The following is a 16,775-nucleotide window of genomic DNA, read 5'->3' as shown; positions in this document are numbered from 1 at the left end:
GGCAGACGATGATCGTGGTCGGCGGCGGCCTCGGCGGCCTGTCCACCGGCTGCTACGCCCAGATGAACGGCTACCGCAGCACGATCCTGGAGATGCACGAGATCCCCGGCGGCTGCTGCACCGCCTGGGACCGCGGCGCCTTCACCTTCGACCCCACCGCGAGCTGGCTGCTCGGCTCCGGTCCCGGCAACGAGATGCACCGCATCTGGCTCGAACTCGGCGCGCTCCAGGGCAAGTCGATGCGCACCTTCGAGACCTTCAACACCGTGCGGGCGCGCGACGGGCGCGCGGTGCGCTTCTACTCCGACCCCGACCGCCTCCAGGCCCACCTGCTGGAGATCTCCCCGCAGGACGCCCGCCTGATCAAGCGCTTCTGCGCAGGGGTGCGGGCCTTCCGCACCGCCCTGGTCAAGTACCCGTTCCTGACGCCCGTGCCGCTCATGGGCCGCGCCGAACGGCTGCGCATGCTCGCGGGCTTCCTGCCGTACGTCAACGTGATGCGGCGCGCGATGGGCACGCCCATGACGGACTTCGCCGACCGCTTCCGCTCCCCGCTGCTGCGCGACGCCTTCAACCACATCCTCTACGAGAAGCACCCGAGCTTCCCGCTGCTGCCCTTCTGGTTCCAGCTCGCCAGCCACGCCAACGGCTCGGCCGGGGTGCCGGAGGGCGGCTCGCTGGGCCTGGCCCGCTCCGTCGAACGGCGCTACCTGGGGCTCGGCGGCACGATCGCGTACAACGCCAAGGTCACCGAGATCCTGGTGGAGGACGACCGGGCCGTGGGCGTGCGGCTCAGCGACGGCAGTGAGCGCTACGCGGACATCGTCGTCGCCGCGTGCGACGGCCGCACCGCGCTGCTCGACCTGCTCAAGGGCCGCTACCTGGACGAGGGTTACCGGCGCCTGTACACCCGCACGATCGACGAGCCCGGCATGATCTTCCCCGGCTACGTCACCGTCTTCCTGGGCCTGCGCCGCCCGTTCCCCGACGGCGACCCCTGCACCACGTACCTGCTCGGCGAGGAGCAGGCCGCGCGGCTGACCGGCATCCGGCACCCGAGCATCAACGTGCAGTTCCGCAGCCGCCACTACCCCGAGCTGTCGCCGCCCGGCACCGCGGTCGTCTACGCCAGCTACTTCTGCGACATCGCGCCCTGGCGGGAGCTGAGCACCGGCCCCGAGCAGGCGAGCCGGGTGCGCCGCGGAGTGGAGACGCACACCCTCGCGGTCGGCCGCGGCCGCGCCTACCAGCAGGCCAAGCGGCGGGCGCGGGACACGGTCCTGGAGGTGCTGGAGGCGCACTACCCCGGGATCGGGGAGGCCGTCGCCGTCAAGGACGTCTCCACACCCCTCACCCAGGTCCGCTACACCGGCAACTACGACGGCACGGTGCTGGGCTGGCAGCCCTTCCTGCCCAGCGGCGACGCCGTCGAAGCGCAGGTCCGCCGGCACGGGCCGGGGCTGCCGGGCCTGGCGAACTTCTACCTCTCCGGCGTCTGGGCCACCACCGGCGGCCTCATCCGCGCGGCCGCCGCCGGACGGCACGTCCTGCACTACGTCTGCCGCGACGACGGCAGAACCTTCCGCGCCGAGGTCGACGGCAGCGCGCCGCCGCCCACCCACATCCTCGAAGGAGTCACCCTGTGAGCACCGCCCCCGCCGTGGACCCCGGGCAGGCCGTCCGGACCGTGACGGTCGACAAGTGGATCGTCGCCGAGCACGTCGAGGGCGTGCCGGACGTGGACCGCGTGTACCGCAAGGTGACGGAGCAGGTCGACGTCCGCCTCGCCGACGACGAGATGCTGCTGCGCACCCGCTACGTCTCCGTCGACCCCTACCTGCACGGCATCGCCCTGGACACCCCGATCGGCGACCACATGGGCGCCGACTCCGTCATGGAGGTCGTCGCGGCCGGTCCGCGCGCCCGCTTCGCCCCCGGCGAGCTGGTGCAGGGCTTCGGCGGCTGGCGCACCCACCTGGTGAGCGACGGCGCCGCCTGGCAGTGGGGCGGCACCTTCCCGATGGTCTTCCCCGACTTCCGCCGCCTCGACCCCGCCGACTACGACGAGGCGCTGCCGCTGTCCGCCGCGCTCGGCGTGCTCGGCGGCTCCGGCATGACCGCGTGGGGCACGATGACCAAGTTCTTCGACGTCCGCCCCGGCGACACCGTCGTCGTCAGCGGCGCCTCCGGCCAGGTCGGCTCGCTCGTCGGCCAGTTGGCCAAACGCGCCGGGGCCCGCGTCGTCGGCTCGACCGGCACCCCGGAGAAGGCCGCGTACCTCGCCGGGCTCGGCTTCGACGAGGTGATCGGCTACCGGCACGGCGACGACCCGCAAGCGCTCGCCGCCGCCCTCGCGCAGGCCGCCCCCGACGGCGTCGACAAGTACTTCGACAACCTCGGCGGGGACTTCACCGACACCGTCTTCGGCATGCTCAACGTCGGCGCCCAGGTGGCCGTGAGCTGGCAGTGGTCCAGCCAGGTCGGCCAGGAGTGGACGGGCCCGCGGCTGCTCAACCAGATCATGTTCCCGCGCGCCACCGTCCGCGGCATCTTCGCGCCCGAATGGTTCACACCCGACAACTGGACCGCACTGCACGCCGAGTTGGGCGGCGCGATCCGCCGCGGCGAGATCGCCTACCGGCAGACCGTGCACCGCGGCTTCGACGCGATCCCCGCCGCCTACCGCAGCCTGTACGCCGACCGGGCCGCCTCCCGCGGGAAGGTCCTGGTGGAACTGTGACCCCCGTCTCCGGGCACTTCACCCAGGGCCCCTCCCCCGCCTCCTCCCTGGCACCGCAACTGCCCTACCCCGACGGCTGGTTCGGCGTCGCCTTCAGCGCCGAACTGACCCCCGGCACCGTCCTGACCCGGCCGCTCCAGGGCGAGGACGTGGTCCTCTACCGGCTGCGCGACGGACGCCTGCGGGCCGTCCGCCCGCACTGCCCGCACCTGGGTGCGCACCTGGGCCGCGGCACCGTCGAGGGCGACGACCTGGTCTGCCCCTTCCACCGCTTCGCGTTCGGCCCCGACGGCACGTGCGTGCGCACCTCGTACGGCACCCCGCCGCCCGCGGCCACCGTCACGCACTACCCCGTGCGCGAGGTCAACGACACCGTCTTCGTCTGGCGGCACCACGACGGCCGGCCCCCCTTCTGGGACCTCCCCGACTGGCACATGCTCGGCGACCTCCCCTCGCACTGCGACACCTGGGAGATGCCCGGCCACGCCCAGGACGCCATCGAGAACGCGGTGGACTTCGGCCACTTCACCGCACTGCACCGGTGGAGCGCCTCCGAGCAGGCCGTCCCCGTCGTCTTCGACGAGCGCACCTTCCGCCTCACCCTGCGCACCCGCGAACGCGTCCCGCTCTTCGGCGAGGTCACCCTGGAGGTGGACGTCGAGGCGTGCGGCCTCAGCCGCCTGCACGTGTGCACCCGGATGCCCCGGCTGGGCCTGCGCACCTGCGCCATGATCGCCCCCACGATGATCGCGCCCAGCCGCTTCCAGCTCCGCCAGACCATCCGCATCGCCGCCGCCGAACCCGCCCGCCTGCCCGCACCCCTCGCCCGCTGGGTCAGCCGCACCGCGGCCCGGGTGCTGCGCGGCCCCGCGATCCGCACGAACGCGGCCTTCGTCGCCGAGGACTTCCCGATCTGGGACTCCAAGCGCTACGTCTCCCCGCCGCGCCTCGCCCAGGGCGACGGCCCGATCGGCCCCTTCCGCCGCTGGACCCGCCAGTTCTACCCCCCGGACACGGCAGCCGTCCCCGCTCCCGCGCCCGTTCCCGCCGAGAGCGAGGTGACGGCGTAGGTCCCGTCAGGCGGCGGCGGGGGTCCGGCGGCGCTGCTTCTTCGCCGCCACCTCCGCGTCGGTGCGGCGCCGCAGCCCGGCGTACAGCATCAGCGCGCCGGTGGCCACGAAGAGCCCGGCGGTGGTCGCCAGGCCCGTGGTGTCGAGGTCACGGGTGTCGGTGGCCTCGATCCACGGCTTGAGGTTGCCGATCGGGTCCTTGAACAGCACGACGTGCTGGCCGCGGGTGAACTGCGCGTAGCAGTTCTCGGTGTTCCCCAGGTCCCGGACCTTCCCGGCGGTGTCCAGGACCCGGCACACGTCCCGCCCGTGCCCGTCGTGCTCCTTCGCGGTGTCGACCACGACGGCGTCGGCCTTCGTCCCGTACTGCTTGAGGTACGTGTCGTGCGCGACGGGCCCCGCGAACAGCCCCAGCGCGAAGACGCCGATGAACACGAACGTCCCCGCCCCCGCGCGATTCCACCCCGCCCCCGCACAGACCCCCGCCACCGTCCCGGTGAGCAGCAGCCCGACCACGGCGAACCACACCGTGAGATACAGCCCGCCCAGCGCGAACACGACGGCGACGACGGGCACGGCCACGGCCCACAGCACGGAACTGACTCCGACGGGCATCCCCCGCGAAATGGTCGTCCTGTCACCTTTGACCGCTTGCTCGGTCGCCACGTCGGTCCCTCCCCAGCCAGTCACCCGTCCGACCACTGTACGGGGACGCCTCACGGCGGGATGACGGGCCGGCGCCCGGGGGTCCCGCTCAGACGTGGCAGTGGACGTTGACCAGCAGGGCGTCCGGGGGCAGGTTCAGGAGGTAGGCGTCGGCGTGGGCCTGGCCCGGCGGGACGGTCGGGGTGTGGGGGCAGGTGGTGGGGGTGGGGCAGGGGCCGTGGACGCCGGGGGCGCCGTCCTCGTGCCACCAGCCGTCGAGGGTGAGGACGTTGCGGGTGTTCAGGGCGTCGGAGAGGGCGCGGGCGAGGAATTTCTCCAGGGGCAGCGGGCCGATGTCGGCGACCGGGTCGCTGGTGCGGAGGAAGTCCCACCGGTAGCGCTCGGTGGGGAGCGTCTCCAGGTATTCCTCGAAGGTCCGCAGGAGGGGCTGGGCGTGGTAGTCGGCGGCGGCCTGTTCGCGGGAGTAGCCGGGCTCGGTGCGGCGGCGGGTGCGGAAGGCTTCGAGCGGCTGGGGCTCGGGGAGTTCGCGGGCCAGGTCCTGCCAGTGCTGCCATGCCGCCTCGGCCAGTTTCTCCGCCTCCTCGCGGGACGCGGAGAAGTCGAGGAGGCCGCGGGGGCCGCCCGCGCACCAGCCGGGTTCGTTGGGGGTCGGTTCGGCGCCGGGCCGCCACCAGCGGCCGGGTATCTCGTGGATCAGCCGGGGGTCCTGTTCGTGGCCGGGGAGGACGTTGAAGCCGCCGCCGTGGACGGTGCCGCCGCTGATGTACCAGGAGTCCCAGATGTCCCGGTCGTCGCCGGTGGTGTCGTCGATCTCGAAAGGCGCCATTGCCCGCGCCACGGCCTCCTCCACGTCGTCGGCGGCGCTCGCGGGCAGACTTACGGTGATGCTCATCCCGGCCATGAGGGCATCACACCATTCCGCGAGCCGTTCCCGCTGGCGGATGCGCAGAACCGTCCGCCCCCGCCGGAAGCGGAACGGTATCCGCCGGGTCAAGACCTGGGCCGTCCGGGTTGACGGGCACGCGCGGGTCCCTACATTGGGCGTCATGGGGGCCAATACGGACGTATCGCGTCGGCTGAACGCCGTCGGTGTGCTGGTCGCGGTCTACGCCGCGGGGACGGTCGGGACGCTCGTGGCGCTGGGGATCCTCGCCGCGGCCGCGCCCGGACAGGCGACGCAGGAGGCGTGGGGGCACGCGGTGATCGTCACCGTGCTGGCGTTCCTGCTCCTGCTGCGGCTGCGGTCGGCGCGGGCGGGGAGCGTGCGGGCGGTACGGGCGCTCGGGGTCGTCGCCGGGGTGCTGCTGGTCGCCAACGTGGTGGAGGCCTCGCTGCCGGGGACCTTCCCGGGGTGGATGCGGGTGGAGATGGTCGCCGTCGCGCTGCTGATGGCCGCGCTGCTGGGCGTCATGTGGCGGCAGGGCGTCCTCGGCGCGGGATCAGAAGTCGCCGCCGACGTCTGAGCCGCCGGACGGCTGATCCGTCTCCGGGCGGCGCAGCGTCAGGGCCTGGAAGCGGCGGCTGCCGCCGACGTCGCGGGAGCGGAAGTCCACGACCTCGAAGCCCGCGGTGGCGAAGCCGAGCAACTGGCCGTCCGTGCGGAGGGAGAAGAAGCGCGGCGGCACGTGCTCGTCACCGTCGAGCGGGCCCTCGGCGCTCCGGGTGCCGCCGTAGACCCCGAGGAAGAACAGGCCGCCGGGGCGCAGCGCCTCCCGGATGCCGGCGAGGGCGGCGGGCAGGTCGCGGTTGGGGACGTGCAGCAGGCAGTTCATCGTGTACACCGCGTCGAACGAGGCGGCCGGGACGTCCAGGTGCAGCAGGTCGGTGACGCGGGCCTCCACGCCCTTGGCGCGGCAGAGGCCGACCATGGCGGGCGAGAGGTCGGCGGCGAGGACGGCGAAGCCCTCGTCCCGGAACCAGGCGCTGTCCTGCCCGGACCCCGCGCCGATCTCCAGCACGCGGGCGCCCGGCGCGAGCCGGTCCCGGAAGGCCTGCCGCTCGTCGAGTTTCCAGGGTTCCTTGGTGAGCCCGTCGCGCCAGGCCGCGCGCGCGTCGTAGGCCTCCCGCAGCGGGCCGGTCACGTCGTCGTATCGCACGCTCATGCGCCCATTATCGGCGGGCGGGGGCGGCCCGGGGTCCACCGGTCGGTGGACGGGAAGTTCCACCGGGCGATGCTGATGTCCACCGGGGCCCCGCGACCAGCATCGGGGTATGCGAAATCTTCCGGTACACATGGCTCGTTGGAGCGCCCGCCACCCGTGGCGGGCCGTCGTCGGCTGGTTCGTCTTCGTCGTCCTGTGCGTGGGCGGGGGTGCGGCGCTGGGCGGTCACGCGGCCACCGCCGACGACTTCCGGGTGGGCGAGGCGGGACGGGCGGAGGCCATGGCGGCCTCGGGCGGGCTGGAGCAGAAGGCCGTCGAGAAGGTGCTGATCACCGCGCGGGGCGGGACGCTGGACGGTGGCGCCGCCGACGCCGCCGCGCGGGACGTCGTCACGAGGATGCGGGGCCTGGCTGAAGTCGCCGACGTGGCGGACCCGTTGTACAACGCGGGCCGTACGGCGGTCCGGGTGGACGTCACGCTCAAGGGCGCGGAGCTGGACGGCAAGAACCACGTCGATCCGCTGCTCGCGCAGACCGCGCAGGTCGCGAAGGCCTACCCGGCGCTGCGGGTGGAGGAGAGCGGCGGGCCGTCCATCAGCAAGGACGTGCAGGGGCAGCGCGGCGACGACCTCTCGCGCACCGAACTGATCGCGCTGCCGGTCACGTTGCTGACGCTGCTGCTGGTCTTCCGGTCGGTGGCGATGGCGACCGTGCCGCTGCTGATCGCGCTGACCTCGATCGCGGCGGCCGTGGGGCTGTCGATGGGGGCCTCGCACGTCTTCCCCGACGCGGGTGTCGGCACCAACGTCATCCTGCTCATCGGGCTCGCGGTCGGCGTCGACTACACGCTGTTCTATCTGAAGCGCGAACGTGAGGAACGGGCCCGGTCCGGTGGGCGGTTGGGGTCGCGGGAGCTGGTGGAGCTGGCGGCGGCCACGTCCGGGCGGGCCGTGGTGGTCTCCGGGCTCGCCGTGGCCGCGTCCAGCGCGACGCTCTACCTCGCGGACGACGTGATCTTCTCCTCGCTCGCGACCGGGGCGATCGTCGTCGCCGTCGCCGCCGTCGTCAGCTCGATGACGGTGCTGCCCGCGGTGCTGGTCAAGCTGGGCGTACGGGCCGAGCGGCGGGCCGAGCGCCGGGCGGCCAAGGGGCGTCGGGCCAAGGCCCCCGCACGGCAGGGCGGCGGCAGGCTCGTGGGCGCCCTCCTGCGCGGCACCGCGCGGCGCCCCGCGGCCACCCTCGCGGTCGGTGTGCTGGCCCTCCTGGCGCTCGCCGCGCCGCTCGGCGGACTGAAGCTCACCGACATCGGCCGGGAGACGTACAGCCGGGGCCTGCCCGCGATGCAGGCGTGGGACCGCACCAACCAGGCCTTCCCGGAGCAGACGTCCATGAACCAGGTGCTGGTGAAGGCCGCCCCGGACCGGGCGGACGCGGTCGCGGCGGCGCTGCGGGACGTCGCGGCCCGTGCGAAGGCCGACCCCGTCTTCGCCGGCACGTACCGGCTGCGCACCTCCGCCGACCACCGGATCAGCATGCTGGAGCTGGGCGTGCCGGCGTACGTCAGCTCGGACCGGGCGCACACCTCGCTCGCCCATCTGCGCGCGGACTATCTGCCCGCCGCCTTCCGGGAGTTGCCGGACACCGAGGTCGCCGTCACGGGTGACATCGCGCGCTTCGCGGACTACCCCGCGCACGAGAAGTCCAAGATGCCGCTCGTCATCGGGGCACTGCTGCTGGTCACCTTCGCGCTCACGGTGTGGGCGTTCGGATCGCTGGTCGTCGGCCTGCTCGGGGTGCTGCTCAACCTGCTGTCGGCGGGTGCGGCCCTCGGCGTACTGACCCTGGTCTTCCAGGGGAGTTGGGCGGAAGGCGCGCTGGGCTTCACCTCCACCGGGTCGATCGGGTCGCGCGTGCCGCTCTTCCTCTTCGTGATCCTCTTCGGGCTGTCGATGGACTACCAGGTGTTCGTGGTCAGCCGCATCCGGGAGGCGGTGCTGGACGGCGCGACCACCCGGCAGGCGGTGCTGGACGGCATCGGCCGGTCGGCGAGCGTGGTCACGAGCGCGGCCTTCGTGATGGTGACGGTCTTCGCGAGCTTCGTCGGACTGCATCTGATCGAGATGAAGCAGATCGGCTTCAGCCTCGCCGTCGCGGTCCTGCTGGACGCCTTCGTCATCCGCGTCATGGTGCTGCCCGCGGCGCTGCTGCTGCTCGGCGAGCGCACCTGGTACCCCTCGCGGGCCGTCCGCCGGGCACGGGCGGCGGCGGAGGCCGCGGACCCGCAGTCCGCCGCGAGCCCGGTAAACGTAGGCTGAGCTGCATGGTTCCCTGGCTCCGGCCCGCAGGCCGACTGCACCTGTGGTCCCTGCACCGCGGTTACGTCCTCGGCTGGCTGCTCCTCGGGCTGCTGCCCCTGGTGCTCGCCGGCCGGGACGACCCGCTCCCGGCCCGCTGGGCGGCGGTCGGCCTGCCGGTCGCGGTGGGCGCGTACTACCTGCTCACCCTCGCCCTCCCGGGGCGTGCCGTGTCGCACCCGCGCACGGTGGTGTGGGTGCTCGTCGCCGGGCTCGGCGGCATGGCGTACCTGCGGGAGGGCGGGGCGTCGGTGTACGTCGCGACGCTGCCGCACTTCTGGTACCTGGCCGGGGCGCCGGGCCCGGCCGTCTACTACAGCGGGGTCGCCGCCGCCGTCACCGTCCTCGGCGGCGACGCCCCGCAGGGGCTCAGCCCGCACCTGTTCACCGGCAACGCGGTCGCGACGCTCGCGGCCTTCGCGGTGAGCGTCGCGACCGGGCTCGCCGCCGTCCGGCTGATCGAGCAGAACGACGAGCGGGTGCGGCAGCTGAACGCCGAACTGGAGGGTGCGCGGGCCCGGTTGGTCGAGGCCTACCAGCGGCAGGGCGCCACCGAGGAGCGCGAGCGGCTCGCCCGCGAGATCCACGACACCCTCGCGCAGGGCTTCGCCTCGATCGTCGCGCTGGCGGAGGCGGCCCGCTCGGGCATCGCCGACGAACCCGCCCGCTCGGCCCAGCAGTTGCGGTCGATCGAGCGGACCGCGCGGGACAACCTCGCCGAGGCGCGCGCCCTGGTACGCGCCGCCCCCAGCGGCGGGGACGGGCAGGGGCCGGTGACGGCGACGCTGCGCCGCGTCCTGGAGCGCTTCGCGGAGGACACCGGCCTGGCCACGGACGCCGAACTGGCCGAGGTGGAGTGCGACCAGCAGACCCGTATCGCGCTGCTGCGCTGCACGCAGGAATCCCTCGCCAACGTCCGCAAGCACGCCGCCGCTTCGACGGTCGGCCTGGTCCTCACCGCGTACGGGGACCGGGTGGAGCTGGAGATCACCGACGACGGGCACGGCTTCGTCGTCGGCACCTCGCAGGGCTACGGCCTGGACGGGATGCGCCGCCGGATGGCCGAGCTGGGCGGCGAGTTGAACGTGACCAGCTCGGTCGGCGACGGCACCCGCGTCCTCGCGGTCATCCCCACCGGAAGGAAGGGCGAGCAGTGAACGAGCAGCGGCAGGAGGGCCGGCTGCGGGTCGTCCTCGCGGACGACCACGTGGTGATGCGCGCGGGGGTGGCCGCGCTGGTGTCCGGCGACGCGACGATCGACGTCGTCGGGGAGGCGGGCGACGGGCGCGAGGCCGTCGCGCTCGTCGCGGACCTGGCACCCGACCTCGCGCTGCTGGACCTGCGCATGCCGGTGCTGGACGGGGTGGCCGCGACCGCCGAGATCGTGTCCCGTTACCCCGGCACCCGGGTGCTGATCCTCACCACCTACGACACGGACGAGGAGATCGAGCGGGCGGTGGAGGCGGGGGCGATCGGCTACCTGCTCAAGGACGCCACGCGCGAGCAGCTCGTCGCCGCGATCCACGCCGCCGCGCGCGGCGAGACCGTCCTCGCGCCGCGCGTCGCGGAGAAGCTGGTCTCGCGCATGCGCCGCCCCGCGCCCGTCGTGCTGACCGCGCGCGAGCAGCAGGTGCTGGACGCGGTCGCGGACGGGCTGTCGAACGTGGAGATCGGGCGCCGCCTCGTCATCGCGGAGGCGACCGTCAAGACCCACCTGCTGCGGGTGTTCGCGAAGCTGGACGTCAGCGACCGCACGCACGCCGTGGTGACGGCGATCGAGCGCGGCCTCATCACCCGGCGGCCGGAAGGCCGTTGACCGGTGCGGGACCGTCATCCGGCAGGCGGTCGGCCGTTGACCGGGCGCGGACTCATCGCCCGGCGGCCGGGGCGCCGTTGACCGATTACGCGCTGCGGGTCGTGAGGTCGGCGTCGGTGATCTCGCGCAGCACCCGGCAGGGGGTGCCGACCGCGACGGTCATCGGCGGGATGTCGCGGCTGACGACGCTGCCCGCGCCGATGACCGAGCCGTAGCCGATGCGGACGCCCGGCAGGACGACGGCGTTGCTGCCGATCCACACCTTGTCCTCGATCACGATGGGCTCGGAGAACCGGCCGAAGTCCGCCCGGCGGGCGGGGTGGACGGGGTGGCCGGTCGTCGTCAGGGTCACGCTCGGGGCGATCATGACGTCGTTGCCGATGCGGATCTCGACGTCGTCCACGCACGTGAGGTTCACGTTGCCGAAGAAGTCGTCGCCTATGTGCACGTTGCTGCCGAAGGCCGCGTGGAAGGGCGCGAGCAGCACCGTGCGTTCGCCGACCGAGCCGAGGATCGCGGTGAGCAGTTCGCGGCGGCGCGCCTCGTCGGAGGGCGGGGTGTGGTTGTAGGCGAAGATCTCGTCCGCGCGGCGCCGGTTCGCCTGGAAGGACGCCTCCGACTCGGTGTAGACGAGCCCCTTCGCGATCTTGGCCAGGACGTCCTCTGCACGGGCTTGCGTCACGGCGTACCGCTCCTCCCTCGGGTCCTGCCGAGGAGCCTACGGGGAAGGCGCGGGACGCGGGGCCCGGCGGGAACGGCCCGCCGCCCGTACGGCCACCCGCGGGGCGAGCAGCGACTCGGGGCGGCGGTCCAGCGCGAGGACGCCGAAGAACGCGGACGCCACCAGCGGATCGGTGTTGGAGGCGGCCACCACCCGTGCCATGTAGGCGTGTTGAAGCCGCCCGAGCGGGCCGGGGGCCGGGCCGTCGGTGTCCGGGTAGCGGCAGTCCTCGCCCGTCGCGATCGACCACGCCCCGCGCACGCAGCGCGCCACCGACCGCTGCACCTCCCGGGTACGGGCGGCGAACGCGGCACCGCCCGCGCCCTCGGCGTACTCCGCGACCACCCGGGCCTGGAGCGCGGCCACCGACATGCCGTGGCCGTAGACCGGGTTGAAGCGGCACAGCGCGTCGCCGACCACCAGGAGATTGGCCGGGAGGTCGGCCGAACGCTCGAAGCGCGTCCACTCGTTGGCCGTCGCGCGGAAGGCGACCGGGGCGGACAGCGGCTCGGCGTGCGTGAGGGCCTCGGCCAGCTCCGGGGAGCGCAGCGAGGCGGCGAAGCCGAGCCAGGCCTCCTCCTCGACGGGCGGCCGGTGCTCGCCCTGCCCGATGAGGGTGACGAGCCAGCGGTCGCCGTCGATGGGCACGATGACGCCGCTGCGCGGCACCTCCTCGTTGCCCTGCACGTACATGGCCTTCCAGTCGCGGACCACCCCGGGGGACGCCGGGCGACGGTAGTAGCGGGAGGCGTAGCCGAGGTGCGCGTCGATCCGGTCGGTCGGGGGCGCCGGGCAGCCGAGCGGGGTCAGCCACTCCGCGACGCGCGCGCCGCGGCCGGTGGCGACGACGACGAGCCCGGCGGTCAGCGCGAACTGCCGCCCTGCGGGGCCTCGTTCGCGCAGCGTCACCCCCGCGGCCGTCCGCCCGTCGGGCCCGGCGACCAGACCCGTGGCCTCGTGGCGGTCCAGGACGGTGACCGCGCCGTCCGCCAGGACCCGGCGCCGTACGACCGACTCCAGCACCTCGCGGGAGACGGACAGATAGCGGGCGCCGCGCACGCCCGTGAACCAGTCGGCGGACGACAGCCAGCGGGTCTCCTCGGGCGCGTGCACCATCTCCCCGCCCGCCGCCTCCAGTTCGGCGACGACACCGGGGAGCAGCGCGTCCAGCTCGGTCAGCCCGCGGTTCCACAGGACGTGGACGTGCCGCGACTGCGGGACACCGGCCCGGAACGCGGGCTCGCCGAGCGGCAGTTCGTCCCGTTCGACGAGCGTGACGCGGGCGAAGCCGCGTGCGAGGGCACGGGCGGTGAGCAGCCCGGACAGCCCGGCGCCCACGACCACGGCGTGGTCGTCGTCCGCGGTGGGCTGCGGGGCGGGCCCGGTCGCCGCTGTCGCATCTTGCGCCGTTGCGTCGTCCGCCGTCGCTTCGTCCGCCGTCGCTTCGTCCGCCGCTGCTTCGTCTGCCGCCACCCGCGGGTCTCCTCTGCTACGGCGACGGCTCGCTCCGGCGCCTCGCCGTATCGTCCCGCGCACCGAGCGTGAGCGGCAGGGCGCACGGGGGCGCGGCGGGGCGCCCGGGGGGGTGGTGTTACGCCCAGAGGGCCTGGGCCAGGGCGGCGCCCATGAAGGCCGCGCCGAGTCCCGCCGCGACGCTCGCCACCGCGTTGGCGGCGGCCAGGAAGCGGGCGCCGTCGTGCGTGAGCCGCAGCGTCTCGTAGGAGAACGTCGAATACGTGGTGAGCGCCCCGCACAGGCCCGTACCGACGAGCAGCTGCACGGAATGCGACGCGGCGCCGTAGCTCACCGCGCCGGTCAGCACGCCCAGGACGAGGCAGCCGAAGACGTTGACGGCGAAGGTGCCCCATGGGAAGACGGTGTCGTGCCGGGCCTGCACGGCACGGTCGGTCAGATAGCGCAGCGGGGCACCCACCACCGCGCCCGCCACCACGAGCAGCCAGTTCACCGCGTCCTCCTCGCCATGAGCCCGCGGGTCGCCGCGGCCGCCAGCCACACCGCGAAGAGCGCGGCGAACAGCGTCGAGACCATGTAGGCCAGCGCGGTACGGGCCTGGCCGTGCTGGACGAGCTGCTGGACGTCCACGGCGTAGGTGGAGAAGGTCGTGAATCCGCCGAGCACCCCCGTGCCGAAGAAGGGGCGTACGAGGCGGTGGGCCGTCCACACCTCGGTGATCAGCACCATGAACACGCCGATGACGGCGCAGCCGACGGCGTTGACCGTCAGCGTCGTCCACGGGAAGTCACCGGCGGCCGTGGGCCACAGCAGCCCCGCCCCGTAGCGGGCCGAGGCGCCGATCGCACCGCCCGCGGCGACGACGGCGACGACGGACGCCTGGCCGCTGCCTCTGCCCGGTGGGCGCGGGGGCACGGGGGTGTCCGGACTGCGCGGCTCCCCCGCCGGTCCGGGCACGGACTCGGGTACGGACTCGGGTACGGGGAGGGATTCCGGCGCCGGGCGGGGGTCCGGTCCGGGCTCGTGCGCGGTGGTCTGCTCGCGGGGGGCGGTCATCGCGGATCGCGTCTCCTACTCGTGCGGCGCCCGAGCGTGCGGGCGCGCGTCGTCACAAGTAGGGACTGTTGGCGGCGTACGTGCCGCGGTTCGGGTACGGCGAGCCCCACCGCCGCGCGGCAGCCGTACGGGCCCGCCGCTCCCGGCCAGTTTACCGGGCCGCGGGGCGGGATCACCTCCGGGGGCTGGTCGGGCTTGCGGCGGCTCGTGCCGGGCGCGGGTCTCAGCGGCGGGTCTGGGGCACGGGGGACCCGCCCGTGGACGGGGTGATCCGGCGGGCGGTGCCCGGGGCCGGGTCCGTGAGGCCCTGGCGGCTCTGCGGCGTCTGGTCGGAGACGGCACCGACGCCGGACGAGTCGCGCGCCGGGGACGCCGTCGGGCGCGGGCGCGAGGGATCCGGCTGCGGGGTGGGCGTCGTCCGGGCGGGGCGCGTGGGCGTCGGGCCCGGCGCCGGGGTCGAGGTGGCCGCGGGCGGGGCGAGCGGCACGGTGGGGGCGCCCTGGTCCGGGGCGGGCCAGAGCGTGGCGGCCGCGCCGATGACCGCGGCCGTCACACCGCCCGCCGCCGCGGCCCGCGCCCAGCGGCGCCGCGCGGCACGGCGCCGGATACGGCGGAAGGCGCCGGGCGGCGGGGCCAGCTCGGCCGGGCCCTCGCGCAGCAGCGCGGCCAGCTCGGCGTCGTAGGGCTCCTCCCACGGCTCAACGGGTGTGATCAAGGCGTTCTCCCAGTCCGGCGCGCAGATACTCCCGGGCGGCGTGCAGGTCCGCCCGGATCGTGCCTTCCTTGCGCTTCGTCAGCAGGGCGATCTCCCGGACCGGAAGGTCGGCGTAGTAGTACAGCAGGACGGCGGTGCGCAGCCGCTCCGGCAGCGACTGCACGAGCAGCCGCACCGGGACGGCCGAATCCGCCCCCGCCTGCGCGCGCCGCTGCCCGTCCAGCGCGGCCTCCGTCCCCGCCCGCCGCACCGCCTTGCGCTCGCGCTCCAGTCTGCGCCAGTGGTCGCGGACGAGATTGGCCGCGGTCACGTAGACGAAGCCGCGCGGCTCCGTCACCGACGACCAGTGCGCCCACAGGCGCGCGAACGCCTCGGACGCGATCTCGTGGGCGGTGCCGTCGTCGTCGACGAGACGGCGGCACCACCCGGCGAGACCCGGATACAGATCGGCGAACAGCTCGGCGGCTGCCCGGTCCTTGGACGGGGTCAACGTGCTCCAGGGTCAGGGACGGTCGGCGCGGTCACGCTGCGCCGGCTCCGTCGAAGGACGCGAAAACGACCACGTTGTCGCGGTATCCACTCCCCGTCCGCGGGCCGCCGCACGTTATCAGCCGCAGCTCCGGGCGGGCCGTGTCGCCGTAGACGTCCCCGGTGGGGAAACGGTCCTTGGCGACCGTGCGCACCGCGTACACGGTGAAGACGGCGTCCGCGCCGTCCGCCCGCCGCACGGTCACCCGCGCGCCCGGCCTCAGCTCCGAGAGCCGCAGGAACACGCCGTCGCCGAACGCCCCCACCGTCACGTGCCCGAGGATCACCGCGGGACCGAGCTGCCCGGGAGTGGGCGAACCCCGGTACCACCCGGCGGGCGCGTGCGCCGCCACGGGCGGCACCTCGACCGTGCCGTCGGCCTGGAGGCCGAGCCCGGTGAGGGGCGTGTCCACGCCGATGGAGGGGATCGTGAGGTGGGTGGGGGTGGAGCGGGGGAGCTGCGCCGCTGCTTTTGGGGCTGCCGTGGGGGGTGCCGTGGTTCCGGCCGGGCGGGCCGCCGCGGTGGGGTTCGCGGCGGGTTCCGTGCCCGGTGCCGTGCCGTTGGCGCAGCCTGCGAGGAGCAGGGCCGCGAGCAGCAGGGCGGCTGCCGGCCGTACCGCGGACAAGGTCAGCCCCGGGCCGCGGACCGGCGGCGGACGACGAACGCGCCCGCGCCCGCGCACGCGATCAGCGCGGCGCCGGCGATCTCCGCGGTCGTCGTCGCGGTCGTCTGCGCGGACGGCTTGGTGGCGACGGGCGGCACGCCGGTGTCCGCGGCGCCCCGCGGAACGGCGTGCACCTGGCCCTCGTCGCCCGGGGCCTGCGAGGGAACCGGGGCCGGGGCCGCGGTGGGCCGGGCGACCGTGCCGGTCGACGGCCGCGGGGTGGGCTTCGCCCCGGTGTCGGCCGAAGCCGTGCCCATCCCGGCGAGAGCGAGCGCCGCGGCGCAACCGAGGGCGGCGAGGACGGACCGTGCACGCATGAGGTGTCTCCTGTCGGTTCGGCCCGGCACCCCCGGGGCGGGGGGCGGGCTGCTGCTTCCTGGCCGGAAGCGAACGGAGAGACGTGGGGGGTGGGGGGGCTGCTGTAAAGAGCTGGCAAAGTCCTTCGCTTGGGGGCTCGGCGGGGGGCGCCCCGGGGGTGCTGGTTGCGGTTCGTCGCGCGACCTTCCCTTTGCGGGGGCTGAGCGCGCAGTTCCCCGCGCCCCTTGCGCGGCGCGCCGGTGGGCGGGTCGGGGGCCGCCACGGGGCACCTCCTCGGAATGCGCCTTCACCCTCTTACGTAGGGGCTGAGCCCCTCCCAGCGCATTCCTGCGGGGGCACCCCGCACCGTCCCCCTCCAGGCCGGTTCAGCGGCTGCCTGCCGGGAGAGAGTTCCCGTTTCCAGGGGCGCGGCTGCGCGCGACAGCACCCGTTTTTCCGGGGCCCGGGGCACAGCCGCGTGGGAGAGTTCCCGTTTTTAGGGGCGCGGGGAACTGCGCGCTCAGCCCACCACCGGCGGACGGTCGCGAACGCCACCGCAACAGGCACCCCCTT

The 16,775-nt window shown here is 74.4% G+C and carries 18 protein-coding genes; 7 read left to right on the top strand and 11 right to left on the bottom strand.

Annotated features, from left to right (window positions below):
* Positions 1–8 precede the first annotated feature (8 nt).
* From ACWERV_RS15005 to ACWERV_RS14995, 3 genes are read left to right on the top strand one after another with little or no spacing between them, the layout of a single operon-like run.
* The gene (locus tag ACWERV_RS15005) at positions 9–1,646 is read left to right on the top strand and encodes a phytoene desaturase family protein (protein WP_452932983.1); all 1,638 of its coding nucleotides are present in this window, start codon (positions 9–11) and stop codon (positions 1,644–1,646) included.
* Positions 1,647–1,687: 41 nt separating this feature from the next.
* Positions 1,688–2,740, top strand: a complete 1,053-nt coding sequence (locus tag ACWERV_RS15000; protein ID WP_452932981.1) for an MDR family NADP-dependent oxidoreductase — start codon at positions 1,688–1,690, stop codon at positions 2,738–2,740.
* Entirely contained in the window at positions 2,737–3,810 is a 1,074-nt protein-coding gene (locus ACWERV_RS14995; RefSeq protein ID WP_452932918.1) for a Rieske 2Fe-2S domain-containing protein, read from the top strand. Before ACWERV_RS15000 ends, ACWERV_RS14995 begins: the two co-directional genes overlap by 4 nt.
* Positions 3,811–3,816: 6 nt before the next feature.
* On the opposite strand, the gene ACWERV_RS14990 is transcribed toward ACWERV_RS14995, so the two are convergent.
* Together ACWERV_RS14990 and ACWERV_RS14985 are read right to left on the bottom strand one after the other, a co-directional pair.
* On the bottom strand, positions 3,817–4,425 hold the full coding sequence (locus tag ACWERV_RS14990; protein ID WP_398343138.1) for a hypothetical protein: 609 nt from the start codon (positions 4,423–4,425) through the stop codon (positions 3,817–3,819).
* 139 nt (positions 4,426–4,564) lie between these two features.
* Positions 4,565–5,368 (bottom strand): hypothetical protein, encoded by an 804-nt coding sequence (locus ACWERV_RS14985; RefSeq protein WP_452932916.1) that lies wholly within the window; start codon positions 5,366–5,368, stop codon positions 4,565–4,567.
* Positions 5,369–5,522: 154 nt separating this feature from the next.
* Here ACWERV_RS14985 and ACWERV_RS14980 point away from each other — a divergent pair, with 154 nt between their 5' ends.
* Complete coding sequence (locus ACWERV_RS14980; protein ID WP_452932914.1) at positions 5,523–5,939, top strand: hypothetical protein; 417 nt, start codon at positions 5,523–5,525, stop codon at positions 5,937–5,939.
* On the opposite strand, the gene ACWERV_RS14975 is transcribed toward ACWERV_RS14980, so the two are convergent.
* Positions 5,916–6,578: a class I SAM-dependent methyltransferase gene (locus ACWERV_RS14975; RefSeq protein ID WP_452932912.1), complete on the bottom strand. Its 663-nt coding sequence runs from the start codon at positions 6,576–6,578 to the stop codon at positions 5,916–5,918. The genes ACWERV_RS14980 and ACWERV_RS14975 overlap by 24 nt on opposite strands.
* A 109-nt stretch (positions 6,579–6,687) precedes the next feature.
* On the opposite strand from ACWERV_RS14975, the gene ACWERV_RS14970 reads away from it, so the two are divergent.
* From ACWERV_RS14970 to ACWERV_RS14960, 3 genes are read left to right on the top strand one after another with little or no spacing between them, the layout of a single operon-like run.
* Positions 6,688–8,892 (top strand): MMPL family transporter, encoded by a 2,205-nt coding sequence (locus tag ACWERV_RS14970; protein WP_452932910.1) that lies wholly within the window; start codon positions 6,688–6,690, stop codon positions 8,890–8,892.
* A gap of 5 nt (positions 8,893–8,897) precedes the next feature.
* The gene (locus ACWERV_RS14965; RefSeq protein ID WP_452932908.1) at positions 8,898–10,088 is read left to right on the top strand and encodes a sensor histidine kinase; all 1,191 of its coding nucleotides are present in this window, start codon (positions 8,898–8,900) and stop codon (positions 10,086–10,088) included.
* Between the two features lie 56 nt (positions 10,089–10,144).
* A complete protein-coding gene (locus tag ACWERV_RS14960; RefSeq protein ID WP_452932979.1) occupies positions 10,145–10,747 on the top strand; it encodes a response regulator in 603 nt (200 codons plus the stop codon).
* A gap of 85 nt (positions 10,748–10,832) precedes the next feature.
* Here the strand turns inward: ACWERV_RS14960 and ACWERV_RS14955 are convergent, their stop codons facing one another.
* From ACWERV_RS14955 to ACWERV_RS14920, 8 genes are all read right to left on the bottom strand, one after another.
* A complete protein-coding gene (locus ACWERV_RS14955) occupies positions 10,833–11,429 on the bottom strand; it encodes a sugar O-acetyltransferase (RefSeq protein WP_452932906.1) in 597 nt (198 codons plus the stop codon).
* A 36-nt stretch (positions 11,430–11,465) separates the two neighbouring features.
* Positions 11,466–12,941: an FAD-dependent oxidoreductase gene (locus tag ACWERV_RS14950; protein ID WP_452932904.1), complete on the bottom strand. Its 1,476-nt coding sequence runs from the start codon at positions 12,939–12,941 to the stop codon at positions 11,466–11,468.
* A gap of 118 nt (positions 12,942–13,059) precedes the next feature.
* Positions 13,060–13,434, bottom strand: coding sequence for a fluoride efflux transporter CrcB (gene crcB / locus ACWERV_RS14945; RefSeq protein ID WP_398174189.1), 375 nt, complete (start codon positions 13,432–13,434; stop codon positions 13,060–13,062).
* Complete coding sequence (gene crcB, locus ACWERV_RS14940) at positions 13,431–13,997, bottom strand: fluoride efflux transporter CrcB (RefSeq protein WP_452932901.1); 567 nt, start codon at positions 13,995–13,997, stop codon at positions 13,431–13,433. The genes crcB (ACWERV_RS14945) and crcB (ACWERV_RS14940) overlap by 4 nt, the downstream gene beginning before the upstream one ends.
* Positions 13,998–14,220: 223 nt before the next feature.
* Complete coding sequence (locus ACWERV_RS14935; protein WP_452932899.1) at positions 14,221–14,712, bottom strand: hypothetical protein; 492 nt, start codon at positions 14,710–14,712, stop codon at positions 14,221–14,223.
* Entirely contained in the window at positions 14,696–15,202 is a 507-nt protein-coding gene (locus ACWERV_RS14930; RefSeq protein WP_452932897.1) for an RNA polymerase sigma factor, read from the bottom strand. The genes ACWERV_RS14935 and ACWERV_RS14930 overlap by 17 nt, the downstream gene beginning before the upstream one ends.
* A 31-nt stretch (positions 15,203–15,233) precedes the next feature.
* A complete protein-coding gene (locus ACWERV_RS14925) occupies positions 15,234–15,872 on the bottom strand; it encodes a class F sortase (RefSeq protein ID WP_452932977.1) in 639 nt (212 codons plus the stop codon).
* Entirely contained in the window at positions 15,869–16,222 is a 354-nt protein-coding gene (locus tag ACWERV_RS14920; protein WP_452932895.1) for a sortase-dependent protein, read from the bottom strand. The genes ACWERV_RS14925 and ACWERV_RS14920 overlap by 4 nt, the downstream gene beginning before the upstream one ends.
* Between the last annotated feature and the right edge of the window lie 553 nt (positions 16,223–16,775).

The organism is Streptomyces sp. NPDC004031, assembly GCF_053604375.1.
The sequence above is the reverse complement of the archived record's forward strand: the minus strand, read 5'-3'. Positions and strand labels throughout refer to the sequence as shown.

What these genes read in the sequence shown, in the direction of transcription:
- ACWERV_RS15005 (WP_452932983.1), top strand. Translation starts at nt 9, where the DNA reads ATGATCGTGGTCGGCGGCGGCCTCGGCGGCCTGTCCACCGGCTGCTAC.
- ACWERV_RS14990 (WP_398343138.1), bottom strand. Translation starts at nt 4,425, where the DNA reads ATGCCCGTCGGAGTCAGTTCCGTGCTGTGGGCCGTGGCCGTGCCCGTC.
- ACWERV_RS14985 (WP_452932916.1), bottom strand. Translation starts at nt 5,368, where the DNA reads ATGAGCATCACCGTAAGTCTGCCCGCGAGCGCCGCCGACGACGTGGAG.
- ACWERV_RS14980 (WP_452932914.1), top strand. Translation starts at nt 5,523, where the DNA reads ATGGGGGCCAATACGGACGTATCGCGTCGGCTGAACGCCGTCGGTGTG.
- ACWERV_RS14975 (WP_452932912.1), bottom strand. Translation starts at nt 6,578, where the DNA reads ATGAGCGTGCGATACGACGACGTGACCGGCCCGCTGCGGGAGGCCTAC.
- ACWERV_RS14970 (WP_452932910.1), top strand. Translation starts at nt 6,688, where the DNA reads ATGCGAAATCTTCCGGTACACATGGCTCGTTGGAGCGCCCGCCACCCG.
- ACWERV_RS14965 (WP_452932908.1), top strand. Translation starts at nt 8,898, where the DNA reads ATGGTTCCCTGGCTCCGGCCCGCAGGCCGACTGCACCTGTGGTCCCTG.
- ACWERV_RS14960 (WP_452932979.1), top strand. Translation starts at nt 10,145, where the DNA reads ATGCGCGCGGGGGTGGCCGCGCTGGTGTCCGGCGACGCGACGATCGAC.
- crcB (WP_452932901.1), bottom strand. Translation starts at nt 13,997, where the DNA reads ATGACCGCCCCCCGCGAGCAGACCACCGCGCACGAGCCCGGACCGGAC.
- ACWERV_RS14920 (WP_452932895.1), bottom strand. Translation starts at nt 16,222, where the DNA reads ATGCGTGCACGGTCCGTCCTCGCCGCCCTCGGTTGCGCCGCGGCGCTC.